At 32.2% G+C, this 25,779-nt stretch carries 26 protein-coding genes; 5 read left to right on the top strand and 21 right to left on the bottom strand.

Annotated features, from left to right (window positions below; translation table 11 throughout):
• Positions 1 to 243 precede the first annotated feature (243 nt).
• Complete coding sequence (locus SD960_RS22245; RefSeq protein WP_318806044.1) at positions 244 to 2,292, bottom strand: hypothetical protein; 2,049 nt, start codon at positions 2,290 to 2,292, stop codon at positions 244 to 246.
• Positions 2,293 to 2,667: 375 nt separating this feature from the next.
• On the opposite strand from SD960_RS22245, the gene prfA reads away from it, so the two are divergent.
• Positions 2,668 to 3,744, top strand: a complete 1,077-nt coding sequence (gene prfA, locus SD960_RS22240) for a peptide chain release factor 1 (protein WP_026981929.1) — start codon at positions 2,668 to 2,670, stop codon at positions 3,742 to 3,744.
• A 369-nt stretch (positions 3,745 to 4,113) separates the two neighbouring features.
• Here prfA and SD960_RS22235 read toward each other — a convergent pair whose 3' ends face one another.
• From SD960_RS22235 to SD960_RS22185, 11 genes are all read right to left on the bottom strand, one after another.
• Positions 4,114 to 4,506: a hypothetical protein gene (locus SD960_RS22235; protein WP_318806043.1), complete on the bottom strand. Its 393-nt coding sequence runs from the start codon at positions 4,504 to 4,506 to the stop codon at positions 4,114 to 4,116.
• 5 nt (positions 4,507 to 4,511) lie between these two features.
• Positions 4,512 to 4,901, bottom strand: coding sequence for a phage holin family protein (locus tag SD960_RS22230; RefSeq protein ID WP_318806042.1), 390 nt, complete (start codon positions 4,899 to 4,901; stop codon positions 4,512 to 4,514).
• A 36-nt stretch (positions 4,902 to 4,937) separates the two neighbouring features.
• Complete coding sequence (locus tag SD960_RS22225) at positions 4,938 to 5,222, bottom strand: YtxH domain-containing protein (RefSeq protein WP_042566329.1); 285 nt, start codon at positions 5,220 to 5,222, stop codon at positions 4,938 to 4,940.
• Positions 5,223 to 5,271: 49 nt separating this feature from the next.
• The gene (locus SD960_RS22220; RefSeq protein WP_007811479.1) at positions 5,272 to 5,424 is read right to left on the bottom strand and encodes a lmo0937 family membrane protein; all 153 of its coding nucleotides are present in this window, start codon (positions 5,422 to 5,424) and stop codon (positions 5,272 to 5,274) included.
• Between the two features lie 40 nt (positions 5,425 to 5,464).
• Positions 5,465 to 6,112: a porin family protein gene (locus SD960_RS22215; RefSeq protein WP_318806041.1), complete on the bottom strand. Its 648-nt coding sequence runs from the start codon at positions 6,110 to 6,112 to the stop codon at positions 5,465 to 5,467.
• Positions 6,113 to 6,151: 39 nt separating this feature from the next.
• Positions 6,152 to 6,718 carry a DUF4142 domain-containing protein gene (locus SD960_RS22210; protein ID WP_318806040.1) on the bottom strand — a complete coding sequence of 189 codons (567 nt, stop codon included), beginning with the start codon at positions 6,716 to 6,718 and terminating at the stop codon, positions 6,152 to 6,154.
• Between the two features lie 134 nt (positions 6,719 to 6,852).
• Positions 6,853 to 8,637: a CHASE3 domain-containing protein gene (locus SD960_RS22205; protein ID WP_318806038.1), complete on the bottom strand. Its 1,785-nt coding sequence runs from the start codon at positions 8,635 to 8,637 to the stop codon at positions 6,853 to 6,855.
• A gap of 10 nt (positions 8,638 to 8,647) precedes the next feature.
• Positions 8,648 to 9,097 (bottom strand): response regulator, encoded by a 450-nt coding sequence (locus SD960_RS22200; RefSeq protein ID WP_042566325.1) that lies wholly within the window; start codon positions 9,095 to 9,097, stop codon positions 8,648 to 8,650.
• Between the two features lie 30 nt (positions 9,098 to 9,127).
• A complete protein-coding gene (locus SD960_RS22195) occupies positions 9,128 to 9,679 on the bottom strand; it encodes a helix-turn-helix domain-containing protein (protein WP_302095263.1) in 552 nt (183 codons plus the stop codon).
• Between the two features lie 158 nt (positions 9,680 to 9,837).
• Positions 9,838 to 10,023, bottom strand: coding sequence for a CsbD family protein (locus SD960_RS22190; protein ID WP_042566323.1), 186 nt, complete (start codon positions 10,021 to 10,023; stop codon positions 9,838 to 9,840).
• 105 nt (positions 10,024 to 10,128) lie between these two features.
• Positions 10,129 to 10,602, bottom strand: a complete 474-nt coding sequence (locus SD960_RS22185) for a DNA starvation/stationary phase protection protein (protein WP_318806037.1) — start codon at positions 10,600 to 10,602, stop codon at positions 10,129 to 10,131.
• Between the two features lie 159 nt (positions 10,603 to 10,761).
• Here SD960_RS22185 and SD960_RS22180 point away from each other — a divergent pair, with 159 nt between their 5' ends.
• The 3 genes from SD960_RS22180 to SD960_RS22170 all read left to right on the top strand — a co-directional run bounded on the left by SD960_RS22180 (position 10,762) and on the right by SD960_RS22170 (position 14,964).
• The gene (locus SD960_RS22180) at positions 10,762 to 12,945 is read left to right on the top strand and encodes a DUF5723 family protein (protein ID WP_318806036.1); all 2,184 of its coding nucleotides are present in this window, start codon (positions 10,762 to 10,764) and stop codon (positions 12,943 to 12,945) included.
• A 113-nt stretch (positions 12,946 to 13,058) separates the two neighbouring features.
• Positions 13,059 to 13,886 (top strand): orotidine-5'-phosphate decarboxylase, encoded by an 828-nt coding sequence (gene pyrF / locus SD960_RS22175; protein ID WP_318806035.1) that lies wholly within the window; start codon positions 13,059 to 13,061, stop codon positions 13,884 to 13,886.
• Positions 13,887 to 14,163: 277 nt separating this feature from the next.
• A complete protein-coding gene (locus SD960_RS22170; RefSeq protein WP_318806034.1) occupies positions 14,164 to 14,964 on the top strand; it encodes a helical backbone metal receptor in 801 nt (266 codons plus the stop codon).
• A gap of 156 nt (positions 14,965 to 15,120) precedes the next feature.
• Here SD960_RS22170 and SD960_RS22165 read toward each other — a convergent pair whose 3' ends face one another.
• Both SD960_RS22165 and SD960_RS22160 read right to left on the bottom strand, forming a co-directional pair.
• Positions 15,121 to 16,041, bottom strand: a complete 921-nt coding sequence (locus tag SD960_RS22165) for a helix-turn-helix domain-containing protein (RefSeq protein ID WP_318806033.1) — start codon at positions 16,039 to 16,041, stop codon at positions 15,121 to 15,123.
• Between the two features lie 93 nt (positions 16,042 to 16,134).
• Positions 16,135 to 17,145, bottom strand: a complete 1,011-nt coding sequence (locus SD960_RS22160) for an aldo/keto reductase (RefSeq protein WP_318806032.1) — start codon at positions 17,143 to 17,145, stop codon at positions 16,135 to 16,137.
• Positions 17,146 to 17,767: 622 nt separating this feature from the next.
• Between SD960_RS22160 and SD960_RS22155 the strand changes: the two genes are divergently transcribed.
• A complete protein-coding gene (locus tag SD960_RS22155; RefSeq protein WP_318806031.1) occupies positions 17,768 to 19,246 on the top strand; it encodes a catalase in 1,479 nt (492 codons plus the stop codon).
• A gap of 237 nt (positions 19,247 to 19,483) precedes the next feature.
• Here the strand turns inward: SD960_RS22155 and purU are convergent, their stop codons facing one another.
• The 7 genes from purU to SD960_RS22120 form a co-directional block, all read right to left on the bottom strand.
• Positions 19,484 to 20,338: a formyltetrahydrofolate deformylase gene (gene purU, locus SD960_RS22150; RefSeq protein ID WP_318806030.1), complete on the bottom strand. Its 855-nt coding sequence runs from the start codon at positions 20,336 to 20,338 to the stop codon at positions 19,484 to 19,486.
• 103 nt (positions 20,339 to 20,441) lie between these two features.
• Positions 20,442 to 21,161, bottom strand: a complete 720-nt coding sequence (locus SD960_RS22145; RefSeq protein ID WP_318806029.1) for a DUF4197 domain-containing protein — start codon at positions 21,159 to 21,161, stop codon at positions 20,442 to 20,444.
• A 196-nt stretch (positions 21,162 to 21,357) separates the two neighbouring features.
• A complete protein-coding gene (locus SD960_RS22140; RefSeq protein ID WP_318806028.1) occupies positions 21,358 to 21,918 on the bottom strand; it encodes a hypothetical protein in 561 nt (186 codons plus the stop codon).
• A 32-nt stretch (positions 21,919 to 21,950) separates the two neighbouring features.
• A complete protein-coding gene (locus tag SD960_RS22135; protein WP_318806027.1) occupies positions 21,951 to 22,373 on the bottom strand; it encodes a cytochrome c oxidase assembly factor Coa1 family protein in 423 nt (140 codons plus the stop codon).
• Positions 22,374 to 22,549: 176 nt separating this feature from the next.
• Positions 22,550 to 22,891: a hypothetical protein gene (locus SD960_RS22130; RefSeq protein ID WP_318806026.1), complete on the bottom strand. Its 342-nt coding sequence runs from the start codon at positions 22,889 to 22,891 to the stop codon at positions 22,550 to 22,552.
• Positions 22,892 to 23,080: 189 nt separating this feature from the next.
• Entirely contained in the window at positions 23,081 to 23,953 is an 873-nt protein-coding gene (locus SD960_RS22125; RefSeq protein WP_318806025.1) for a hypothetical protein, read from the bottom strand.
• 245 nt (positions 23,954 to 24,198) lie between these two features.
• Positions 24,199 to 25,770 carry a L,D-transpeptidase family protein gene (locus SD960_RS22120; RefSeq protein WP_318806024.1) on the bottom strand — a complete coding sequence of 524 codons (1,572 nt, stop codon included), beginning with the start codon at positions 25,768 to 25,770 and terminating at the stop codon, positions 24,199 to 24,201.
• Positions 25,771 to 25,779: the final 9 nt, after the last annotated feature.

The raw sequence follows: 25,779 nt of genomic DNA, 5'->3' as shown, positions 1-25,779 counted from the left end.
GTAAGTAATTACTTTGTTAAACACAATAATACGTATAATTTATCTTACTTAATATATTGATTTAAATATTAACATAATTGTTACAAATAAAAAAAGAAACCCGATAGCGCGGATTTGCAATCCGTGCCCACAAAGAGGGTCATCTTTTTAAAAACACAAAGTATTGTGTCTCACTGTTACGGGTACGGATTGCAAATCCGCACTATTGAAGGGTAAACTATAAATGCGAGATCTGGCTGGTTGTTATTTTAAATCTTTTAAATTATCAGGAATCACTAATGATTCTTTATAGCTTTTAATGTTTGAATGATTTCTATATTTTCCAAATAACGTCTTTATTGTAATTGAATTAAAAATTGCTAAAAGGAATGTTATAAATCCACTAATAATAAAGTTCGATTTTAAGACCGTGAAGTATTGAATTGCTTTTGTAATATTCCAATCAGATTCATTAAATATATAGATAAGAGCGACTATCATTATTGAAGAAAGGATAAGAAATTCAAACCAAGTTTTTCTTCTCCATTTTTTTAATTCGATTTTAATCCAATTATTTCTTTTTAATTCAATGATTATATTTCGTTCTTTTAATAATTCATGTTCTAATTTAGCAACTTTTGAAGTTGAAGAGTTTTTCTCTTTCAATATTTCGTCAATTCCTTTTGATTTTTCCTCGAATTCTTTTCTGGATTTTTCTAATTCGTCAGTTCTTCTCGAAACATTTTCAAATATATGTTCTAATTTTTTTATTCTTAATTCTTCAATTCTTTTTTGTTTATTAGATTCTTCTTCTAATCTTTTTACAAATTCTACTTTATCTGTTTCTGCAAGAATGTTTAATTCTTCAATATCTCTAAGCTGTTTATTGGTTATTCTTGTTGCAACTCTTATAATATCAGTGTCGCTAATTTCTTCTTTTGCATATTTATGAATATTATCATCTAATTCTCTTAAAATTTTTGATTTTGGAAGATTTATATTTAAGGATAATGAAATTATAGAGGTTAATCCGATTTCTGCTAAATCATTTCCTTCTATATTTTTATTGATCTGTGGATTACTTAACCATAAGATATTTAGTAAATCATCGGCTTTTATACTTTCAGGTTGAAAACCATTCTTCAAAAATATATTTTCACCATCACTTGATGTTGAGTTATTAACAAACCAAGCATTAACTTTATCAAATTCTTTAATTTTAAATTTTCTTGTTTTGTTAATGTAAAGTATTGCTGTAGCATCATGTAATGCAGATTTTTTAGAATTTCTTACCTTTTCAAACAATTTATATTCCTCAGTAAATTTTGCTTCATTATTTAATTTATCGGTTTGATACAAAATACTTATACCAAATGTACTTATTGTAGTTTCTAAATTATCTGCTATTCTTTCTAAATCAGATTTATTTAACCTTCTCCGATCGCAGGCATTATAAACATCTTCTGGATTTACTTTTTTTTGCAAAAAAGACTTTTCAAAAAATTCTGCTTTTGTATCTAGAAGATTTTTAGTTTCTTCAATTGTATCTTTTAAAATTCTAATTTTGAATTTTTGTTGTTTAGCAATTTTTAATAATGTTCTGCAAGTATGTGTTGATTCTGGGGTATTTAAATCAATTAATCCAACAATAAAATTAGTATCAAATAATAATTCTATATCTCTTTCAGCTTCGTCAGAATTGTACTCGATATAACCAGAAATAATAGAACCCAAATAAATATTCTTTATTCTTTCATAAATTGGAGGGATTTGTTTAAAGAAATTTACAAATTGTGCTTCTGCTGTATAATCAAATCCATTTGTAGTTTGGCTATTTGAAATGTATTTTGAAAGATTAAATTTATTTTTTTCAATAAACTTAAATATTGAACTGCTGTTTTCAATTTTTAATTCCGAAGTTTCACAAAACTGTTTAAAAAGATCTTCTAATTCGTTTATATCTTTAGTTTGGGATTCAATTATTTCATCATATTCTATAAATGCAAATTCCTTGATACTAAACGCACCATCTTTGTATAATACAAAGTGCGTTTTTTCTTCAGTATTTACCTCTTTACAAATTTCGACCAATATCTTTTTTAAAACAGGGATTGGGAAGTCAATATAATATAATTGATCAGCAGTAGATTTTATTTCAGAAACGCTTTTACCTTGAAATATACCATTTGAATTCATTTTTGAAAGAACTCTTTTTATAAGCGGAATAAAAATATCAATAGGTCCTTTAGCTAATGTACCTGTATTTCTTATGTGAGCTAAAAGACTATACGTTATTGCTTTTTCTTTGTTCATTTATTAAATTATTTTTTCTTTTTTAGTTTTAGAACATATGACTAATTAACAATCTTGCTGAGTTTTTGTTAAAATTATATTTTTCAAATATATAAATTAACATCGTAAAATCATTTTTCCAAAATTAAATTTGTAAAATCATTTTTTACGGAAACCATAAATATTCTTGTAAACCAAACTCCCTAGCCCTGATAAAAGTGGAAATCCTTTTGTGAAGCTTTAGCGAAACAAAAGATTGTAAACGAATAGCAGGAAACAGATCCAAAAAGCTGACATAATTCCACTAAAAAGTCAACCTAAAAAACTCAAAAAATCAATAATAGAATTTTCAACAAAAATTTCGTAAATTTGCACTCCAATAAAAGGAATTAGAAAATGTTAGATAGACTTCAAATAGTAAAACAGCGTTTCGACGAGATTTCGGACTTAATTATCCAGCCGGATGTTATTTCTGATCAGAAACGTTATGTGCAATTGAATCAGGAGTACAAAAACCTGAAAGCATTGGCTGAAAAGCGTGATGAATATGTGCTTTTGATGGCTAATATAGATGAGGCAAACGAAATTATTGCTGATGGAAGTGATGCAGATATGACCGAAATGGCCAAAATGCAATTAGACGAAGCAAAAGAAAGATTGCCGGAACTTGAGGAAGAAATCAAATTTATGTTGATTCCTAAAGATCCTGAAGATGCTAAAAACGTAATGGTCGAGATTCGTGCCGGAACGGGTGGGGATGAAGCGAGTATTTTTGCCGGAGATTTATTCAGAATGTATACTAAATATTGTGAAAATCAAGGCTGGAGAACTTCGGTTGTAGATATGAACGAAGGAACTTCCGGAGGTTTCAAAGAGGTAATTTTTGAGGTTTCGGGTGAAGATGTTTACGGAACTTTAAAATTTGAAGCTGGTGTTCACCGTGTTCAGCGTGTTCCTCAGACTGAAACACAAGGTCGTGTGCATACATCTGCTGCAACGGTTATGGTTTTACCGGAAGCGGAAGAGTTTGATGTTCAAATTGATATGAACGATGTTCGTGTTGATTTCTTCTGTTCATCAGGACCTGGAGGACAATCGGTTAATACAACGAAATCTGCGGTACGTTTAACGCACATTCCAACCGGATTGGTGGCGCAATGTCAGGATCAGAAATCACAGCATAAAAACAAAGATAAAGCGTTGAACGTTTTACGTTCTCGTTTATACGAACAGGAATTGGCTAAGAAAGAGGCTGAAGATGCTACAAAACGTACCTCTCAGGTTAGTTCTGGTGACCGTTCGGCTAAGATTCGTACGTACAACTACGCTCAGGGTCGTGTAACAGATCACAGAGTTGGTTTAACTTTATACGATTTAGGAAACATCATGAACGGTGATATCCAAAAAATTGTTGCCGAATTACAATTGGTAAACAATATGGAGAAATTGAAAGAAGCTTCGGAAGTGTTCTAAAAAAGGTACAGAGGTTTAAAGGAACAAAGGTACAGAGGTTTAGAATGTGCCTTACGATTTAATAAAATTTAAAAAGGGACTGTTTCACTTGTGAAACAGTCCCTTTTTTATAAGATTCAAATCTGATAACTCCGGATCTTTGGCATCTTTGTACCTCTGCGCCTTTGCCTCTTTGAACCTTTTAAGATATATAGTGAAGGATATTAACTGACTAACCGTTGTTATTTATAAAAACGTATAATCAAGTTAGATACCTAAAAATACTCTCGTAAATTCAAAACATTTATATAGGTTAGAGTACATGTAAACACCATTTTTTATAATTATTTCATTTAACTTTTCCATGATACATAATTTAAGGTTGTACAATTACTCTTGTGATGGTTCGTGTTGTGATGGATCTTTATCTTCTTCTGAAGGTTCAGATTCATGAGGTTTTGAAACTAAATTGGTTATAATCAATTGTATTACTGATCCGAAGATGCTTTTAAAGGCCGAATCGGATTTTCCTACTACTAATCTCTTTGCGAGATAACCAATTCCTATACTGATTGCTGCTTGTGCCAAATGACTTTTAACTCCAACTGCTTCATTAATTTCTTCAACCGTATTTCTAATCAGATTTAACGGTTTCAGATTGTGTTTAATTTCTGCAACTTCATCTTTAATTGCAATCCAGTCCTGTTTTTGTTGCGCTTTTGTTTCAAGAATCATTTGTTCTAATCTGTCAACAGTAAAAACGTTTTCTTTAATGGTTCCCATAACAATTAATTTAAAGCTTGGTCATTTTCGTTCGAATCAGTTTTAGTTTCTTTTAAAATACTGGAAATAATCATATTTCCAATTGGTGTTTTTATTAGCGAATGTTGAAATTTGTTCAATACAATGGCAACAATCAGGTAAAATAACGCCAATATAAAAAAGCCATAAGAATATTCTCCAAGCTGTTTTCCAATCCATAAACTTATCCCGATATTAAGAAACAAGGTAAAAAACGCAACAACAGCACCAACGGCAATTTTAGATGTTAATGTAGAAAGAACATCTGCTGATGCAGATACCGTTTTAAGTTTGACTAATTCAATACTTGTTCGGGTATAATTTTCAGCTTTTTCAAAAATGTTTTCGTCGTTTCTTGTTGTTGCATTTGTTTCCATGATAAAGGTATTTTATGGTTTAAAAAATTCACTTTTTTAATAGTTCGTTTTTACAGCTTTAGCTTCATCTTTAACAGTGTTGAAGTCTTCTTTCACAGAATTGAATTTTGCTTTTCCTTCTTCGATAATATCTTTACCGTTTGAAGTAATCGTGCTTACAATTCCGTCAAATTTACCTTTTAGGTTATCTCCGTAATCTTTTGATTTATCTTTTATTTTTTTTCTTGTTTCTGAACCTTTATCCGGTGCAAACAAAACTCCTAAAAATGCTCCCGCCGCTGCGGCTCCTAAAATTCCTAAAATTGTGCTACTAGTTTTCATAATATTTGATTTAATGGATTAATGTATATTTAATTAATTGTTGTGTTTTTTAAATTTCTCGACCTTTAATAAGTCTGAACAGAATTGCGATAATAGCAATTACTAATAAAATGTGAATAATACTTCCGGCGCTGTATACAAAGAACCCAAGGGCCCAAAGGATAACCAGAATCACTGCGATTGTATATAATAAATTTGACATGGTCTTGTTATTTATGGTTAATAATTAATTGATTTATTTTTTAATTTAATTTGTATGATAAGTAAACAGAGAAGTTACTGTTTTTTGCATCCGGGAATGTATAAGTTTGTCCTGCAACAGTTCTTTCTTTACCAATAGTGGTTAAACCATAGTTGTAACGAACACCAATACTTACCGGGCTAAAATCAACTCCAACACCTGCTACAATACCAGCATCGAATTTGTTTAAGTCATCTGTATCAATATCTTCGTCAAATTCAGCAGCTCCGTCTCCGGTAAGTTTAGAACTTACTAAATAAGATGCATATCCACCTGCCTGAAGGTTAAAGTTTTTAGTGATATTAACTCTAACTAATAAAGGAACTTCGATATAGTTTAATTTGAATTTTGCGTCTCCGCTTGCAAGATCACTGTTATATTCTAACTTAGAACCTCTTGTGGTAAATAAAACCTCTGGCTGAATAGCAACAAAATCTGATATTGGTAATGTGGCATAAACACCGGCATTAAAACCATATAGGATATTTTCGTCAGTTGCTTCATCATCGTCAGATAAAAAATTAGACATGTTGAAACCTCCTTTTACACCAAACTCGGTTGTAACATTTTCGTCCTGAGCGTGTAACATTCCAAAAGAAGCTGTCATAAATAGGACTAAGGCGCATAATAAATTTGATTGCATTTTCATAATTGTGATAATTTAGGTTAATGATTGCTCTACAGGCATTTAATTAATTTTTTGTTTAATTTGTTCAGTTTCTCTTAAAAGCTGATACATTTCTGGCAAATAATGCAATACTAATTTCAAAATCACTTCGTCATTTGTTTCTCTAGAAACCGATTCTAATGCTTCAATTTGTCCGTTTAATGATTCTAACAATGAATCCAGATAAACTTTATCAAAGCTGGCAGCTTTAGTATCAGTTAACTTATATAATTCCAGTTTACTGGAGTTGTTTATTTCGGTAACAATCACCAGCCTTTTATTGGCTATTTTTGCTATATCCCTTAACAAATTATTTTGGTGATTTTCAATTTTCCTGCTTAATTGCTTGATAATACTTTTAGAAGTTTTTTGTTCTGCAATCTGACTTTTAGAAATAATAGCTTTACTTAAATTTGCCGTCGCAATAAAAAAATAAGCTTCCATTTGCTCTTTGTCATTTGTATTAAAAGCTTCATTTTTAAAGTTGCTTTCTATTAGATTATTTTTGTTGCAAGACGTGTTGCATACGATGATCAATAAAAAGAATATTTTTAAAAATGTTGCTCTCAATATGGGCATTGCTTTCATTAATTACTTGTTAAAGTATTACATTACAAAGATGCTAACGAATGAAGCGTTTTGCTTTACAGCATAAAAAAGAAACGTTATATAATTCCCATAATGGATTTATATAACGTTTTTTATGTAGTTTTTTGGAAGTTTTATTCTGGTAGAAACACAGTAAATACGGAGCCTTTTCCTAAAATGCTGTCTGCAGTAATATGACCTTTATGGTTCTCGACAATTTTTTTGCAAATCGCCAAACCAATTCCTGTTCCCGGATAATCTGTTTTAGAATGCAAACGCTGAAATAAAATAAAAATGGTTTCTTTAAACTGAGGATCAAATCCCATTCCGTTATCAGAAAAAGTTATCTTATAGAATTTCTTACTGGTTTGTTCTAATAAATCAGGATAATCTTTTGATGAAACTTTTTCAGTTACAATATTAATTTCCGGACGAATATCAGGCTGACTGTATTTTAAGGAATTTCCAATCAGGTTGATAAAAAGCTGTTCGATTTGATACGGAATAACATCAAGCTTTGGTAATTTTGAAACCGTAATGGTTGCTTTTTTCTCGTCTATGATTTCTGTTAATTCAGATTTGGCATTTTCCAGTAATTCATTCAAATTCGATTTTATGAATTCCTTTTTAGTAGTATTCGTTCTGGAGAACAAAAGCAAATCGTCTATTAAAACACGCATTCTTTTTGCAGAAACTTCAATCTTATTAATATAATTTTTGGCACTATCAGATAAAACAGCTTTGTCTGCATCAGAAACCCTTGAAATAAAGGTTTGAATTTTTCGAAGAGGTTCCTGTAAATCATGACTTGCAACATGATTAAAAGAGGCAAGTTCCTGATTGCTTTTTTCCAGTTCTCTATTACGTTCCTGAAGTTCTATGTTTAATAAATGCTCGTCAGTAATATCAAAATTGATTCCGAGTAAAATTTGGCTTCCTTGCTGATCAGTCAACAATTTTCCTGTCGATTTGAAATATCTTATTTCATTATTAGGAAGCATGATCTTATAATAAATAAAAGGTAATTGTTTATTGTTAACGATTCCTTCCATAGATTTTGCTACAGCCTCTTTATCATCCGGATGTACGAAATTTAAAAAAGTATCTTTTTCAGGAACAAAAGCATTTGGTTTAAAACCTAATAAACGATATTGATTGTCTGAATAATCGATTTTATCAACATCAAGATCCCATTGCCAGGTGCTGAATTTACCAATAACCTCAGACTCGGCCATTAATCGCGAAGAAATCAAAAGTTTTTTGTTGAATATCTTTAAGCGGTTAATGTCTTTGCTGATTTGTCTGTAAGAAAGAATAATAAAGATTAATGCGGTTAAAAATAATGAAATAGAGAAAACAGGACTTAAAGAAATTTCCTGATCATATATTTTTAATCTTTTTTGTTGGTATTTTTTTTCGATATCATTCATTTCATCAACCTGAAAACGAATGTTATCCATTAAAATTCGTCCGCCAAACATATGATTGTCAAGTTTTCTTTTATCATATGTTTGAGGATTGCTGTACTTAAAACAGTTTTCGAAAGAGATGAAACGCTGTGTAATGAGCTTAAATAATTTTTGAAGGTTTTTTTGTTGCTTCGGATTATCGGCTGTAAGTTTTTTTAATGTAATGAATGAAGTATTTACCTTGTCGCGAGAATAAATATAAGGGGTTAAAAAACGGCCGTTACGTGTTATTATATAGCCACGCTGCCCCGTTTCGGCATCTTTTATCGCCGACATTAACCGCTCTAATTGAATGTTTATTTCATAAGTATGCATTACAAGTTTACTGGATTCGTTTAAATCCTGGTTGTGTTTGTAAGCAATTGAAGAAAGAAATAACAGAATGAAAACTGCGATTACAAAAATAACTCTCAATGAGTTTGAAGAATTAAACTTGGGTATCCACTTCATTTAGGCATTATTATTTTAGGCGCAACAGGAAATTATCTCGGTTTAAACCAGACGTGTGATAGTGCCAATTTAACGTCACGACTTCATTAATAATTTTCTTTAAAGTGTTAAAATCACTTGGTTTTTTTATATAAATATTGGCTCCTTCAATAAAAGTATCTTCTATGTCTTCTTCAGACGAAGAGGTAGAATAAATGGCAATAATTATATTTTTAAGATGCTCGGTTTTTTTAATTTCAATCAAACATTCTTTTCCTGTTTTTTTAGGCATGTTCAAATCCAGAAATAAAATATCAGGTAATTTTACATCCGGTTGCATTAAATGTTCCATTAATTGAAGACCATCATGAACAAATGTTACTTTGGTTTGTACTCTTACTTCTTCAAAGGCATCTTTAAAGAAAAGGCGGTCGTCTTCATCGTCATCAGCGAGTAAAATGTGTAATGCGTTTTTTTGCATCGAATTAGTGGGTTTATTGGTTTTATATTTTTATTTTAAATTCTCTCTTCTTTTTTTAATAATTCTCTGAAAAGCCGAAGGAGTTATTCCCGTTGTGTTTTTAAACTGGGTACTTAAATGAGCAACACTCGAATAATTAAGTAAAAAAGCAATTTCGGTTAAACTCATTTCATTGACTAGCATCAATTGTTTGGCTCTTTCTATTTTTTGCAAAATAATAAAATTTTCTATAGAAGAATACGTTACTTCCGAAAACACATTCGATAAATAACCATAACTATGATTTAATTTCTCTGCCAAAAATACAGAACTTTTAAAATTATTATTATCATCCATATAAACAAGCTCAATAATGGCATCTTTAATTTTTTGAACTAAAACGCTTTTTTGGTTTTCAACAACTTCAAAACCAAAAGGGCTTAAATCATTTTTTAAAGCTTCCAGCGCTTCAACACTCAGATTTTCATCTAGTTCAATTTCGCCAAAACCTAATGTGGTAAAATTCATGTTTTGTTCTTCTAATTTTTGCTTTAAAAATAGAGAACAAATTGTGTTGATGTCAAACTTTATAAATAGTTTCATAGGATCGAAATAGGGTTAAAGATAGTTAAATTTTTTGGACTTTTTGCTGAGATTACAGATTTAAGTGAAATTTATTTGTCAATTGGTCATTGAGCTAATCAAAAAAATACCGTCTAAGTTTAAAATTTTAGACGGTATCTTGATTGGGTCAAAAAGGATTACAAATCCGATAACATTTGATGAAATTCTTCTTTAGTTTTACCTAATTTTTGCTGAAGTTTTCCGTACATTTCGTCTTCTTTACCTTCAGCATACATTAAATCATCGTCTGTCAGATCAGCGTATTTTTGTTTTAATTTCCCTTTTAACTCATTCCAGTTTCCTTTTATCTCTGTAGTATTCATGATAGTTTTATTTAGTAATTTATAGTATTGTAAAGTTGCAAATTAATCCATAACGATGTGTTATATACATTTTCAGGATTGTTGCATAATTCACAGTTTTAGGTTTTAAACCTGATAACGACGTAAAATCCAGGCCATTTTTTCGTGTTGTTGTAATAAACCTGTTATAAAATCAGCAGACCCTATATCGTTATTATCATTTTCAAAAATCGGAATATAGTCTCTAAATTCAGTAACCAATTGTTCGTGGTTTTCTAAAAGTTCTTCCAGCATGTTTTTTTGCGAAGCGTATTCTTTAGGAGATTCTTTTAAGGTAGAGTTTTCTATAAACTCCTTCATTGTTCCAATAGTCTTTTCTCCAAGTTGACTAATGCGTTCTGCAACCTCATCAATATTGTTTTCTAAAACTCGGTATTGATCCTCAAATAATTTATGTAGTTCCATAAAACTGTTTCCTGAAATATTCCAGTGAAATTTTCTGGTTTTTACATATAAGGTCATTTCGTTAGATAAAATCGTGGCTAATATACTTGTACTTTTCTTTAAACTTTTTGGCGTAATTCCAATATTTGGGCTCATAATCCTCTTATTTTAGATTTAGGCCAAAATTATAGAACACAGCAAGTTTTTTATTTACATAATTTATTAAAGATGTTACATGAATTCAATGTTAGCATAACACAATAACAAATCTATTATTGTAGTTTTGCCGCCAACTAAATTTTAAACCAATTTTAAATGAAAAAAACACTACTTATTTTATTTCTTTTTACATGCACTTTAACCGTTAATGCCCAATCTTACATGGGGTATTTTCAGGACAATTACGCCGGAGTTCAAAGCGTTCTTTTCAATCCGGCTTTTATAGCCGATTCTCGTTTTAAAACAGATATTAACTTGTTTTCTGTTAGTGGAGCTGTACAAAATGATTTGTACGGAGTTAAACTTACTGATGTTTATAAAGACGGATATGATTTTGATACCCAGTCTAAAGTAACCCCATCAAATTCAAACAATGCGGTGATTAATTTTGATATTATGGGACCGTCATTCATGTTTAATATTGCACCAAAACATACCATCGCAGTTTTTACAAGAGCCAGATCGGTAAGCAATTTAAGAAACATCAACGGAAACCTTGTAGATCAGGTTAAAGAAGGTTTAGACAAAGCCAGCAGTTTTAATCTTAATGCTGGTAATGCAAACGGATCTTCTAATTCCTGGGGAGAATTGGGTATTTCATACGCCGCAGTTTTATACCAAAAAGACCAGCACTTTTTAAAAGGAGGTTTAACTGTAAAATACCTTCAGGGTGGAACAAACGGATATATCCAGGGAAAAGATATCAATCTTTCCTACGTTGAAAATACCGCTAATCCTGAAAATGGAACGTTAAATTCTCAAGGACAGCTTACTATTGGTACAAGTCAGGATTGGGAAACTAATAATGATTATGACTTTGATGCTAATTCAAGAGGTTTTGGTTTTGATTTTGGACTTGTGTACGAATGGAGACCCGATTATGATAAATATGATCTAAGTAAAGCAAAACCTGCTGATAATAATTTCAGGGATTTAAATAAATACAAAGTACGTTTTGGATTGTCTGTAACAGATATTGGATCTATCAATTACAAAAATGCAAAACAAGATACTTATAATGTAAACGGTTCTATTAATCAGGAAATGATTGACGAGGCTGATGATTTTTACGACTTTTTGAATGAACATTATACTAAAGTTTCAACTTCAAAAGGATTAAAAACAAATTTACCAACAGCGCTTCATCCTGATGTTGACTGGAATATTCACAATAAATTTTACCTGAATCTTAACGGAGATATTAATATGGTATCTTCTGGTAAACTAAACGGGAATGGTATTGCAAACAGAGTGAGTTTATCACCTCGTTACGAAAGCAGATGGTTCAGTTTTTATTTGCCAGTTACCTGGATGGAATACAGCGGAACACAAGTTGGTTCTGGATTGCGTGTTGGAGCTTTTTTCGTAGGTTCTGGATCGATTCTTAGTAATGTAGTTTCAAAAGAATCTAAGGCAGCTGATTTTTATCTTGGATTGAAAATTCCGGTTTACGAAAAGAAATTTAAAGATACCGATGAAGACGGTGTAATCGACAAGGAAGATTCTTGTAGAAAAGTAGCAGGTCCGGCAGAAAATAATGGTTGCCCATGGCCAGATACTGATGCAGATGGTGTTTTTGATAAAGACGATGCTTGTGCAGCTGTTGCAGGTCCAAAAGAAAACAAAGGTTGTCCCTGGAAAGATACAGATGGAGATACTTTATTAGACAATGTTGATGCTTGCCCTGCAGTTGCCGGTCCGGTAGAAAACAAAGGATGCCCTTGGCCTGATACAGATGGAGATAGCGTTTTAGATAAAGACGATGCTTGCCCGGATGTCGCTGGTTTAGTTGAAAATAAAGGCTGCCCGGATCTTGATGCTGATAAAGACGGTGTTTCTGATAAAGAAGATGATTGTCCGTTAATCGCAGGACCAGCAGAAAACAAAGGCTGTCCTAAAGTAACAAAAGCAACATTAGAGCAACTAAAAGTAGAAGCAAAATCTATTTTCTTCGTAACAGGAAAAGCGACTTTAAATGATGCTAAAAAAGGGGTGACTTCTGGAAGATTAGACGCTATAAAAGAGATATTGAAAAATTATCCAAATGCTAAATTTGCCATTAACGGTCATACAGATAATGTTGGAAATGCAAAAGCAAACCAAAAATTATCTGAAGCCAGAGCAAAAGCAGTAATGGATCTTTTAATAGAAAAAGGTGTAAACCCTGCCAATCTAACTTCTCAGGGATTTGGATCTACAAAACCGGTTAAATCAAATAAAACCGCTTCTGGAAGAGCAGAAAACAGAAGAACAGAAATTGTTTACTTAGGTAATTTGTAAATCAATTGAATATAATACCAAAAAGCCATTCTTAATTGAGTGGCTTTTTTTATTTTTGCATACTTTCTAAAAAGAGCCATTTCTTTGAAATTAGAAGAACTAAAAAAACAAGAATGACAACACAACAACTACACGAACAAATTCTTCAAAAAAAATCATTTTTATGCGTTGGATTAGATCCTGATTTAGCCAAAATTCCACCACATTTATTAGAAACCGAAGATCCAATTTTCGAATTTAATAAAGCAATAATTGATGCCACACACGATTTAGCGGTAGGATACAAACCAAATACTGCTTTTTTTGAAGCGTACGGAATAAAAGGATGGATTTCATTACAGAAAACAATCAATTACATCAACGAGAATTTTCCTCAAATGTTTACCATAGCCGATGCAAAACGTGGTGATATCGGAAATACCTCAAGTATGTACGCAAAAGCTTTTTTTGAAGATTTAAATTTTGATAGTGTAACCGTTGCGCCCTATATGGGAAAAGATTCAGTTGAACCTTTTTTGGCATTCGAAAATAAACATACTATAATGTTAGCCTTAACTTCAAATGAAGGCGCTTTCGATTTTCAGACTTTAAATGTAAACGGAAAAGAATTATACAAACAAGTTTTAGAAACCTCTAAAACATGGAAAAATAGTCAGAACTTAATGTACGTTGTAGGCGCGACAAAAGCTGAATATTTTACAGAAATCAGAAAAATTGTTCCGGATAGTTTCTTACTAGTTCCCGGAATTGGCGCTCAGGGCGGAAGCTTATCTGAAGTTTGCAAATACGGAATGAACGACAAAGTAGGTTTGTTAGTAAATTCTGCAAGAGCAATTATCTACGCCTCAAAAGGAACTGACTTTGCAGAAAAGGCCAGAGAGGAAGCACTGTTAGTTCAAAAAGAGATGGAAGAGATTTTAGATTCCAGGTTTCAGGTTTAAAGTTTCAGGTTGCTATACTTTGAATATAGTTCTACCACAGAGTTGCACAAAGTTTTTTCACAGAGTTTCGCAAAGGTTATTCTGTATATGAAGTTTATTTTAAAAGTCCACAAAGATTTTATTTAAATACAAAGTAAAGCTTTGTGAACTTTTGGAAAACTTTTGTATTCACTCTGCCGTAAAATTTCAGAACAAAGCTTTGCGAATCTCTGTGTAAAACTTTGTGTAACTCTGTGGTAAAAAAAACACAATCCAATAAACCTGAAACAAAAAAAAAATGAAACAATTACCCGATCAGCTTGGCACTTTACATTCTTTTGAGAAAACGCCAAAACGAATCATTTCGTTAGTGCCATCTCAAACCGAGTTGTTGTTTGATTTAGGTTTAGAAGAAAAAATCATTGGAATAACTAAGTTTTGTGTACATCCATATCATTTTAAATCAACCAAAAAAGTGGTTGGCGGAACCAAAAAGATTCATTTCGAAAAAATAAAACTATTACAGCCTGATATCATCATCTGTAATAAAGAAGAAAACACGCAGGAAATCGTCGAACAATTAAGTGCGATTTGCCCGGTTTGGGTAACGAATATTATTTCTGTTGAAGATAATTTTCAGATGATTTCAGATTTCGGGCAGCTTTTTAATTGCAGAACCGAAGCACAGAAATGGAACGACAAACTGGCTTTTGCCTTGAGCGATTTTAAAAAATACATTCAGGATATTCCAATGCAAAAAGCCGCTTATTTTATTTGGAAAGATCCTTATATGGTTGCCGGAAATGATACGTATATCAATGAATTATTAAAACTGAATCATTTTCAGAATATATACGAAGACAAAGGCCGTTATCCCGAAGTAGAACTCAAAAAAATGAGATTGGAAGGCGATCCTGATTTGGTTTTTCTTTCCTCAGAACCCTATCCTTTTAAGGAAGAAGATGCTTTTGAAATTGGACGTTTTACGCATCATGCCAAAACTATTTTCGTTGATGGCGAAATGTTCTCGTGGCACGGCAGCCGATTGTTAAAAGCATTTCCGTATTTTAGAATACTCCATGAAAGGTTAAAGAATTAATTCCAAGTTGGATATAAATTTTACCACAGAGATTCACAAAGTTTTTTTACAGAGATTCACAAAGTAAATTATTTTTCCTTTGTGAAACTTTGCGTAACCTTTGTGAATCTCTGTGGTAGAAAATTAAGTTCAAAAGTGACTTGAAACAAAGCCACTTTAATTAAACGAGCTCCTAAATTCCAACGGCGATACGTTTGTTTTACTTTTAAATAATTTATTAAAAGACTGCGGATACTCAAATCCCAATTGAAAAGCGGTTTCGCTTACACTTAAGGAAGTTGTTGTCAGCAGTTCTTTTGCCTTTTCGATAATTTTATTGTGAATATGATGCTGTGTACTTTGTCCTGTTAAGGAACGCAGCATATCACTTAAATAATTGGGAGAAACATTTAGCTCATCTGAAAGATAAGCAACGGTAGGCAATCCGAATTTCTGTACTTTATCACCTTCAAAATAAGCAGATAACAAAGTTTCTAATTTGCTTAAAAGAGTGTTATTGACACTTTTTCGCGTAATGAATTGTCTGTTATAAAAACGGTTACAATAATTAAGCAGCAGTTCGATATGAGAAACCATTACGTCCTGACTAAAAGCATCTATAGAAGAACAATATTCCTGTTCGATATTTTTCATGATTCCGGTAATCATAATTTGTTCTTTGTCAGAAAGATGCAAAGCTTCGCTAACAGAATATGAAAAATAGCCATAATCTTTTATGTTTTTTGCCAAGGCATAGTTTTGAATAAAATCAGGATGAATCACCAACATTGCGCCATAAACTGCAGTATCAACACTAACTTCTGTAGAAATTACTTGTCCCGGTGACATAAAAGTCATTACACCTTCATCAAAGTCATAATTGCTTTGTCCGTATTTCATTTTTCCCGTAAAACCTTTTTTGATGCAAACGGCATAAAAAGAGTAAACAACACTTTTTAGATTGTCATCAAAATGGCAGGTTATTTTACTTAAATCGACAAAACTCACTAAAGGATGTTCTGGTTTTGGAATTTTGAGTAAAGAATGTAATTCTGATATGGACTGAATCGTATAGGGAATATGAACTTCTTTTTTCATAGCGAAATATTTAAAACAATTATATTTAAAACAATATAAAAGAGGAAAAGCTACCGTAAAGATAACTTTTCCTGAGTGATTTATTTAAGTAAATTATTGATCAATTCCAGCCATATTAGCCGCATCATATCGGGCACCGGTTTGCGTACCAAGCGGAATAATCGTTTCTAATCGATTCATTTCGTCTGCAGAGAGAACCATTTGCGCAGCGGCGATATTTTGCTCTACATATTTTACTCTTTTTGTTCCCGGAATTGCTAAAATATTTTTTGATGCAATCCATGAAAGTGCCAATTGAGAAGCAGTGATTTGTCTTTCGTTTGCCATTTTCTGAATTTCATTTACCAATTCTATGTTTTTATAAAATTGTTCTCCCTGAAAACGCGGAATTGCTTTTCTGAAATCAGTATCGTCAAAATCATCCGGACTTTTTATATCTCCCGAAATAAAACCTCTTCCTAGTGGTGAATAGGCAACAAAACCAATTTCTAATTCGTTTAGCGTATCCAAAATACCAGCTTCTTCAGCGCTTCTTTCAAATAAAGAATATTCTGTTTGTACGGCAGTCAAAGGGTGAATTTTGTGTGCTTTGCGTATCGTTTCAGCTGAAACTTCAGATAATCCGATATAACCCACTTTTCCTTCTTTTACCAAATCGGCCATTGCCCGTACCGTTTCTTCAATGGGTGTGTTTGGGTCAAGTCTGTGTAAATAGTACAAATCGATATAATCAGTTCCCAGGTTTTTTAGAGAACGTTCTACCGCTTTTTTTACATATTCTTTCTTGCCGTTAAACTGCCAGGTAAGTTGTTCGTTATCATCAATTTCGTAGCCAAATTTTGTTGCAATAATATAAGCATCACGATTGCCTTTTATTGCTTTTGCTACTAATCTTTCATTCAGTAAAGGACCATATAAATCGGCTGTGTCCAGAAAATTTCCACCTAACTCAAGGGATTTGTGAATTGTTGCAATAGCTTCTTTTTCATCGGCTTTGCCATAAATATTCATTCCTGCAATTTGGGTCATTCCCATACACCCTAAACCAATATTAGGAACAACAAGCCCCTGATTTCCTAATTTAAATTTTTGTATTGTGCTCATAACCTGTTTGATTTTTGTGTTTTAAATTAATAGCACAAAGATCCGTCAACAATAAAGTTGTAAAGTAGCCAAATCCCTTGTAGTTGTATCCATATTGGAGAAAGAGTAGAAAGTTTCAGGTTTTTTATGTTTCAAGTTTTTGAATTGTGTAGATTCTACCGCAGAGTTGCACAAAGTTTTTTCACAGAGGTACACTGAGTAATTTTATTAGGGTATTATAAAAAACTTTGCGAATCTCTGTGAAAACCTTTTGTGAAACTCTGTGGTAATTATGTTCAATCTAAAGCAACCTGAAACTTTAAACCTGAAACAAAAAAACAAAACTTATATAAATAAAGAATGCCGGCATCTCGAAGACGCCGGCATCATTTAACTAACCAAAACCAAAATAATAAATAACCAGTTTATTACATTACAAAGATCCGACATATATGAATGTTCTGCTGTTAAGGTTTTGTTATTACTTTGTTGGACTTAAGTTAAGATTTTTTAAGATCTCTGTTTTGAGGATTCTGTAACTGTAAATAACTTCTGGTTATTAATTTATAGCAACAATCAATTTTTGCCTATATATATCGTAAGATTAGTTTGTATATTTGATAAAATATTAAATATCAGCAACATGGAAACAAACAAAAAATTAACAACTGTAACAGGAGCTCCTGTTCCGGACAATCAAAACATTCAGACTGCTGGTCCTCGCGGACCTGTTTTATTACAAGATTTTTGGTTTTTAGAAAAAATGGCGCATTTTGATCGTGAAGTAATTCCGGAACGCAGAATGCATGCAAAAGGTTCGGGTGCTTATGGAATTTTTACTGTAACTCATGACATTACAAAATATACAAGAGCCGACATATTTTCGGAAATTGGAAAAAAAACAGATATGTTTGTTCGGTTTTCAACTGTTGCGGGAGAAAGAGGTGCTGCTGATGCTGAAAGAGATATTCGCGGTTTTGCAATGAAATTTTATACGAATGAAGGAAATTGGGATTTGGTAGGAAATAATACGCCGGTTTTCTTTTTTCGTGATCCGATGAAATTTCCAGACTTAAATCATGCCGTAAAACGTGATCCAAGAACTAACTTAAGAAGTGCTGATAACAATTGGGATTTTTGGACATTATTGCCAGAAGCCCTGCATCAGATTACAATTGTAATGAGCGACAGGGGAATCCCGAGATCATATCGTGAAATGCATGGGTTTGGAAGCCATACATTTAGTTTTCTAAACGCGCAAAACGAAAGACATTACGTAAAATTCCACTTTGTATCACAACAGGGAATTGAAAATTTATCTGATGAAGAAGCGGCATTGTTAGTAGGCGGCGACAGAGAAAGTCACCAAAGAGATTTATACGATGCTATTGAAGAAGGAAATTTTCCGAAATGGAAAATGTTTGTCCAAATAATGAGCGAAGAACAAGCCGCTACTTATCGTTTTCATCCTTTTGATTTGACAAAAGTTTGGCTAAAAGGAGATTTTCCACTTATTCCGGTTGGGGAATTCGAACTCAATAAAAATCCCGAAAATTATTTTGCAGAAGTAGAACAAGCTGCTTTTAATCCTGCTCATATTGTTCCGGGAATAAGTTTTTCTCCGGATAAAATGCTTCAGGCACGTTTGTTTTCATACGGAGATGCCCATCGTTACCGTTTGGGAGTAAATAATTATCAAATTCCGGTAAACTCTTCCAGATGCCCTTATAATAGTTTTCACCGAGACGGAGCCATGCGCGTAGATGGTAATTTTGGAAGCCGTAAACATTATGAGCCAAACAGTTTTGGCGAATGGCAGGAACAGCCGGAATTTAAAGAACCGCCATTAGCACTGCACGGTGACGCCTATGCGCATAATTTTAGAGAAGATGATGCAGATTATTTTACTCAGCCAGGCTTATTATTTCGTTTACTGACAGAGGAGAAGAAACAATTATTATTCAAAAATACTGCAGCACAAGTAGGAGGAGCACAGTTATTTATTAGAATTCGTCATATCAGAAACTGTTATAAAGCAGATCCGGCTTATGGAGAAGGTGTAGCAAATGCTTTAGGATTAACAATGGAACAAGTACATAGTTTTGCTGATCCAAGAGTGTAGAGGAAGGTTCTAAGATGCTAAGATTCTAAGGCTCTGAGTTTAGGTTCAAAGGGACAGAGTGACAAAGGTTCAAAGGCTTTACTTTGGGAACTTTTTGACATAATAAAACCCGACAGTTTTTTGAAAACTGTCGGGTTTGCTATTTTGTATTATTTGAAAGCTTTGCGAACTTAGCGTAAACCTTTGCGCTCTTTGAGTTAAAAAACTTAGAATCTTAGTACCTGAGTACCTGAGTTCCTAAGAAAAAACAACTGTCTTGTTACTATAAACCATCGTCTTACGTTCTGCATGAAGTTTGATAGCTCTTGCCAAAACAATACGCTCCAAATCACGTCCCTTCATGATAAAATCGTCGACAGAATGTATGTGAGAAACCCTCGCAATATCCTGTTCAATAATTGGACCTTCGTCTAATTCTGCTGTAACATAATGACTTGTTGCACCAATGATTTTTACGCCACGCTTAAAAGCGGAATGATAAGGTTTTGCGCCGGGAAATGCAGGTAAAAACGAATGATGGATATTAATAATTTTATTCTCGTAAAGTGCAATCAAATTTGGCGTTATTATTTGCATATAACGTGCCAGGACAATAAAATTAATCTGATATCTTTTCAGTAATTCGATTTGTTTGGCTTCACCTTCTTCTTTATTATCTTTTGTAAAAGGAACACAATGAAACGGAATATCAAAACGCTCTGCTATGGATCGTAAGTCATTATGATTACTTATAATTAACGGAATTTCGACATTTAATTCTCCTGCGCTGTAACGGCCTAAAATATCAAAAAGACAATGATCATACTTAGAAACAAACAAAGCCATTTTTGGTTTTTGTTCCTGATTGTACAAATCCCATGACATGTTAAAATCTGTTGCAATAGTTTGATTAAAATCTTCTTTTAAGCCTTCAATAGTAATGTGGTGATTAGTCAATTCACATTCTAATCGCATAAAAAAAACATTTTGTTCTATATCAACATGCTGGTCGATGTAGATGATATTTCCTTCTACTTTTGCAATAAAAGTAGTCACTGCGGCAATAATACCTTTTTGGTCTTTGCAATGAATCAGAATGGTAATTTTTTGCATTGTTTTTTGGTTGTTTTTGGTTAGTGACAAAGTTGCAAAGTTGCAAAGTTGCAAAGGTTGCTTTGTACCTTTGCAACTTTGAGCCTTTGTACCTTCGGAGAAATTATTTCCCGTCCTGCATTGCAAAAACACTTTTTAATAGTGGAGTTGTTCTTGCACTAATATTGTTACGGATATCTTTTTCTTCAACAGCAATCATTTTAAAAACACCAGACAAAGCCTGAGTTGTTGTATAATCTGTTAAATCAGGATTTACTTTTTTTACTAATGGAATTGTGTTGTACTTATTGATAATTTTTGTCCAGACTACATCGGCACCTACTTTTTCAAATGAACTTTTAATTACCGGATTAAATTTTCCGTATAAAGCTGTTGTTGTACTTCCTTGTAAATAAGTTGTTGCAGCACTGTCATTTCCAAGTAAAATATTTTTTGCATCTGTAAAAGACATATTTTTTACGGCTGATACAAATATTGGTGTTGCTTCTTTTACAGCGTCTTCGGCAGCGCGATTTAGCATTTTAACTCCTTCATCTGCCAATGAACTAAGACCAATTTTACGTAAAGTTGCATCTACTTTTTGTAATTCGGCAGGCATTAAAATTTTTACAGCTTCATTTTTATAAAAACCATCAGTTGCGGTTAATTTACTTACTTGTTGAGTAATTCCTTTATTTAAAGCTTCTTTCAATCCAGAAGCAATGTCAACACTTCCGGTAGGAAATTGTGATGCCAATTGTGGCAATTGATTTAGAGTTTGTTGTACTTGCGCACAAGAAGCAAGAGAAAATGTAACAATAGTCAATAATAAAATCTTTTTCATTAGATGGGGGTTATTTTAAGTTTCAAAAATACTACTTATTCAAAAACAAAGCCACAATTTTATTTCAGGAGCAGAAAGATTTTGTTTGTTTTTTTTAAGGTTCTAAGATTCTGAGATACTAAGCTTCTGAGTTTTTACGATTCAGGTTGTTTGAATGATAAATTCTAATCATTATCTTAGAGCCTTAGCATCTTTCTCACGGCCAATACATTCTATGAGAATAATTGTAATACTCTTTACTCGAAATATAATTAGAGTTTAAAACCATTATCGGGCGGTTATTAGAATCGAATAATTTTACTCTTATGATTTGTTCTTTATTGTCATCTTTTAAATCAATATTTCCTTCGGCATCATCTAATATTTTCTTTTTCCTCAGATATTGCTCTTTTTTCTCTACAATAAATTCAATTATGGCTTCATTTTGAGATTCATGTTCACCGGCTAGTTTTCCGTTGCTGTCAAAAGTTGCAATTTTTTGTAAATCATTATTTTCATAAATAAACAATTGATAAGCAATTCCGCCATGTAATATTTGAAGTTTGTGATTAAGAACACGAAAACGGAGTATTTGCTTTTTTACATTTGTGTATTCGATCGTACCGTTTCCTTTTTCATCGATATTGTAATATAAAACTTTGTTTGGTTTTGAAAATTGCAAAATTCGATCTGTAAAACCATGATATTTAGCATCAGACTGGGCGAACGATAAAGTGCTTTGAAAAAGAAATAAATTGAAAAGGAAAAATAATCTCAAGTGACAATATTTAAAGTTATATATAAATGATTTTATTTCTGTAATAAATCTATCTCTTCTTCGGTTTTTTGAATATAAACAGACAATTCATTGTATTTCCATTTTCCTCTTTTAGTGGCAACTACAAATAAAGTCCCTGTTCCTTTAGTTCCTTTTATCGGAATTTGTATGTCACAGTTTCCGGTATTATTGTTTACATTAATACTGCCCGAAACCATTCCGTCTGATTCTATATTATTTCCTAATTTTTCAATCACTAATTTATTATTTTGTGCTTCTGTCATTGCACCTTTGTAAGCATCAGAATCTTTCATTATAGAGGTTACTCCGAAGAAAATCCCTGCTATAAACAAGCCAAAAAGCACTAGAATACTTAAACATCCGGTTGGCACAAACCATTTCCAGTTTCGGGTAAACCAGTCTTTTTTAATATGTTCGCTATTTGAATCTTCCATAGAATATTTATTTTTTTGCTGAGTAATAAAAAAATAAATGTATGGAAATTATTAGATTTAACGGGGCATTTTCTTCAGCATTATTTTGCAAAAAAAAATCCCATTACTAAATTTAAAGCAATGGGATTTTCCAGTAGGATTTGTGTTTATATTGAATTGAATATTAAGATTTAAAATTATACGTATTGTAAGCAGTATAAATTAGGATTATGAATAGGGTTTATTTGTTTTAAATCGGCTAGAATATTGTGAGTATAAACTGTACCGCCAATTGCTAAATAAAATAAAGATTTGGAAACATAAAAGGGTCTTAAGGGCAACGTACGCCAGGCGTTTTTTAAATTTTTCAGGAAATGTCTCAAACTGTACTTGAATACTTTTTCTTCAGGACGAACAAAATAGATAGTCGAACTTTTAGTTTTGGTCATCAGGTTCGGAAACATTACAAATCTTCCGCCTTGTTGAAGTAACACGTTTATTTCAAAAAGTGATAATCCTTCGATATTCTCTGTTTTCATGATAATAAATTTTAGTGGTATTATTATGATGCAAATTTCCGCCGGTTTTCGTACTTAATTATCCTTTAATCGGTTTGAAATTAATAAGTTACGCTTTTTTTTGTGTCGAAAGAATGTATTTGTAGTAAACGGATTACAAAGAAAGATTAATATTGAAAAAATTAATAAAAACAGTAATAAGAATTGTAATTAACGATTATTGAAAGCTATTTCTTTTAACGCTTCTGGATTGCTAATTGCCTTAGCAACTTCTTGTTTTCTCATGGAGTCAAAATAGCCGGTGCCGGTAATTAAAAGAAGTTTTTTCGGAATCATGGGCTTTTTGTTAAAAATGGTAGCATAAAGCAGAATTGACTGTATAAAACCGCCATCGTTTAAAAGATGAAGTGTATGTTTTCCATAGCGTAAATTATCTTTATTGCCCACAAGATATTTATAACCGTTTTTACCATCATAAGCATCTTTAACAGCATCCCCAACTCTTAATAAGCCTGCGTTTTTTATAAATCCCATAACCGAGATATCATTTTTACGCATTTTATTGCGATATTTCATGTAATCAGAATCAGTATAAGGAACAGGCGGAATTCCCTGATAGATATACACCGCCACATCTGGACTGTTTTGATGTATTTTTTCGATAATCATTTGTACGTTTGCCTTATAATTTTCAAGTTCAGATAAAGCTATGTCAGTTGCTTCCTGAACCACAACATAATCGTAATAATTGCCGTCCTTATCTTTATTAGAAAAATTTTGATTGGCTTCTGTTTTATTTGTGTTGTAAACCTTTTGTAACGAAGCGCCAATTGTAATTAGTTGGTCAACATTCATTCGTTGATTATTGGCTCTGCAAAATTCTTCAAACATTATTGGAGCGCTTACAAAATATTCGGTTTGGCTGTTTCCTATAAACAATATACGTGGAGGTGCGTTTGTTTTTGGAGGTTTGGGATGTGGAATGTTTTTTCCCAATGCAGTTTGATTTTCAGTAGAAATATTTTTATTACAAGAGCAAAAAAATAGTGTTACAATACTGAAAATTAAAATTTGTTTTTTCATTTTAGACTTATTAAAAGTACTTTCAGATATTTTGTCGAAAATACCGGCAAAGATCTTTTTAATAGTCTGGATCAATTATCTATAGAAGTTTTAAAGTTTGTGTTTTAAGACAATCTTTGATCGCAAATAAAAAGTGAAAAACAATAAAAATAGCTCCTTGTTACCCTTCCAAAAAATCAATTTCTAAAAGGTGCAACAAAAAGCTATCTTTAGTTAAAATTTACGTTTAAGCTGTGTTATAATTATTATTTAATACCAACAGCTTCTTCTGTAACCAAAATTTTGTTCGGTTCATTATCTCTTTCATAAACATCCTGATAGAAACCAATTTCGCCATTTTCATTTACCAGTGAGGTAAAGTAGCAAATATAGATTGGCACTTTTTTAGATAGTTTAAAACTGTTTTCTTTTTGGCCATCCATAGCTTTGTCAATTTTAGCAGGAGTCCATTCCGGATAATCGGCAAGCATTGCAACCGCTAATTCTTTTGCTTTTTGTACATTAATACAACCATGGCTGAAAGTTCTTTTTTCAAAATCGAATAAAGTTTTTGATGGTGTATCATGCATATAGATATCATCCGGGTTTGGAAACATAAATTTCACTAATCCCAAAGAGTTATCCGGACCTGGTTTTTGTCTCACCTGACCATTTACTATTTCCATATTTTTTTCAGCCAGATAATTTTTATCTTCGGCCATTTTACTTTTTAATTCATTGTTCACAATACTTTGTGGAACTGTCCAATATGGGCTAAAAACAATTCTGTCAATTTCACCGTTAAAAATGGTCGTTTTAGTTAATGGCGCACCAACAAATATAGGAGAGGTCAATTGTATTTTTCCGTTTTTAACATACACTAATTCGTACGAAGGAATATTGACTAAAACATATTCATCGCTGCTGGCAATTTGAGCCGAAATAGCACGACATCTTTCCATGTTAAGTTTTAGCGTTTCCACTTTATCAGCAAGCGGCACATTCATTTCTTTAATATGTTCTTCTGCTAAAATATAATTGGGTTTAAACCCGTTGCGAACTTTATATTTCATTACGGCATCCATCAGTTCACGATCGTAAATATCACTTTTAGAATCATTTTTTAAATCTCCTAATAAATATAAACGGGTTCTGACTTGTGATATAGTGCTCGAAACAGCGTCCGGGCGTAAATCTTTATAAGGTACTTCTTCAGGAACAATAGGTTTCCACTTATTTGATCGGTCTAATTTTTTATATTTTTTTAGAACGTCTTGTAATTTGTAATATTGATCATATTCTACCTTAACATTTTCTGTTGTTGAAGCAGTTGCCTGTTCGATAGTGCTATAGTTAAGGAAATCTTTTAGCGCATCATTGTAGGATATTTTTTTCTTAGAATCTGAATTATTTTTTTGCGTATAAATAACATACAAAGAACTTAAGAGCATATCCGCATCAACTTTGGATAGTTTTGTTTCTGATGAAGAAAAAAGCTCGTCAATTTCCTTTTGATAAGGGATAGTCAAATCATTTGTTTTCTTTGCTTTTTCATATAACACCGAACCAAATTCATTGATCTCATCTTCATCAAACCAAATTGTACCTAAGGCTCTTTTTTTGTATAATGACATGATATCAGATTTATACTTTTTTAAATCTGAATATCTTTTAAAGAATTCTTTTGAAATCTTGTCAAGATTATCAGAATCCGAGTTGTAAACAGCTGCAATATTTGAAGCTTTTTTGGAAGAATGAATGTCGTTTTCTGTACTTTTAAAAGAAGATACAAAAAAACTCGCAGCTATAATTAGTGATAATGGATATAATGTTTTCATTGTGTTTTA

The organism is Flavobacterium sp. MMLR14_040, from assembly GCF_033657265.1.
In the GTDB taxonomy this organism is placed as follows: domain Bacteria; phylum Bacteroidota; class Bacteroidia; order Flavobacteriales; family Flavobacteriaceae; genus Flavobacterium.
This window is presented reverse-complemented; position numbering and strand designations above follow the sequence as displayed.

Bases quoted from the DNA above. Each gene is read 5' to 3' on its own strand.
- pyrF (WP_318806035.1), top strand. From the start codon at position 13,059: ATGACAACACAACAACTACACGAACAAATTCTTCAAAAAAAATCATTT.
- purU (WP_318806030.1), bottom strand. From the start codon at position 20,338: ATGCAAAAAATTACCATTCTGATTCATTGCAAAGACCAAAAAGGTATT.
- SD960_RS22200 (WP_042566325.1), bottom strand. From the start codon at position 9,097: ATGCAAAAAAACGCATTACACATTTTACTCGCTGATGACGATGAAGAC.
- SD960_RS22145 (WP_318806029.1), bottom strand. From the start codon at position 21,161: ATGAAAAAGATTTTATTATTGACTATTGTTACATTTTCTCTTGCTTCT.
- SD960_RS22125 (WP_318806025.1), bottom strand. From the start codon at position 23,953: ATGAAAAAACAAATTTTAATTTTCAGTATTGTAACACTATTTTTTTGC.
- SD960_RS22220 (WP_007811479.1), bottom strand. From the start codon at position 5,424: ATGTCAAATTTATTATATACAATCGCAGTGATTCTGGTTATCCTTTGG.
- SD960_RS22135 (WP_318806027.1), bottom strand. From the start codon at position 22,373: ATGGAAGATTCAAATAGCGAACATATTAAAAAAGACTGGTTTACCCGA.
- SD960_RS22225 (WP_042566329.1), bottom strand. From the start codon at position 5,222: ATGAAAACTAGTAGCACAATTTTAGGAATTTTAGGAGCCGCAGCGGCG.
- SD960_RS22155 (WP_318806031.1), top strand. From the start codon at position 17,768: ATGGAAACAAACAAAAAATTAACAACTGTAACAGGAGCTCCTGTTCCG.
- SD960_RS22120 (WP_318806024.1), bottom strand. From the start codon at position 25,770: ATGAAAACATTATATCCATTATCACTAATTATAGCTGCGAGTTTTTTT.
- SD960_RS22230 (WP_318806042.1), bottom strand. From the start codon at position 4,901: ATGGAAACAAATGCAACAACAAGAAACGACGAAAACATTTTTGAAAAA.
- SD960_RS22160 (WP_318806032.1), bottom strand. From the start codon at position 17,145: ATGAGCACAATACAAAAATTTAAATTAGGAAATCAGGGGCTTGTTGTT.
- SD960_RS22210 (WP_318806040.1), bottom strand. From the start codon at position 6,718: ATGAAAGCAATGCCCATATTGAGAGCAACATTTTTAAAAATATTCTTT.
- SD960_RS22245 (WP_318806044.1), bottom strand. From the start codon at position 2,292: ATGAACAAAGAAAAAGCAATAACGTATAGTCTTTTAGCTCACATAAGA.
- SD960_RS22195 (WP_302095263.1), bottom strand. From the start codon at position 9,679: ATGAAACTATTTATAAAGTTTGACATCAACACAATTTGTTCTCTATTT.
- SD960_RS22185 (WP_318806037.1), bottom strand. From the start codon at position 10,602: ATGAGCCCAAATATTGGAATTACGCCAAAAAGTTTAAAGAAAAGTACA.
- SD960_RS22130 (WP_318806026.1), bottom strand. From the start codon at position 22,891: ATGAAAACAGAGAATATCGAAGGATTATCACTTTTTGAAATAAACGTG.
- SD960_RS22190 (WP_042566323.1), bottom strand. From the start codon at position 10,023: ATGAATACTACAGAGATAAAAGGAAACTGGAATGAGTTAAAAGGGAAA.
- SD960_RS22235 (WP_318806043.1), bottom strand. From the start codon at position 4,506: ATGGGAACCATTAAAGAAAACGTTTTTACTGTTGACAGATTAGAACAA.
- SD960_RS22170 (WP_318806034.1), top strand. From the start codon at position 14,164: ATGAAACAATTACCCGATCAGCTTGGCACTTTACATTCTTTTGAGAAA.
- SD960_RS22165 (WP_318806033.1), bottom strand. From the start codon at position 16,041: ATGAAAAAAGAAGTTCATATTCCCTATACGATTCAGTCCATATCAGAA.
- SD960_RS22180 (WP_318806036.1), top strand. From the start codon at position 10,762: ATGAAAAAAACACTACTTATTTTATTTCTTTTTACATGCACTTTAACC.
- SD960_RS22205 (WP_318806038.1), bottom strand. From the start codon at position 8,637: ATGAAGTGGATACCCAAGTTTAATTCTTCAAACTCATTGAGAGTTATT.
- SD960_RS22215 (WP_318806041.1), bottom strand. From the start codon at position 6,112: ATGAAAATGCAATCAAATTTATTATGCGCCTTAGTCCTATTTATGACA.
- prfA (WP_026981929.1), top strand. From the start codon at position 2,668: ATGTTAGATAGACTTCAAATAGTAAAACAGCGTTTCGACGAGATTTCG.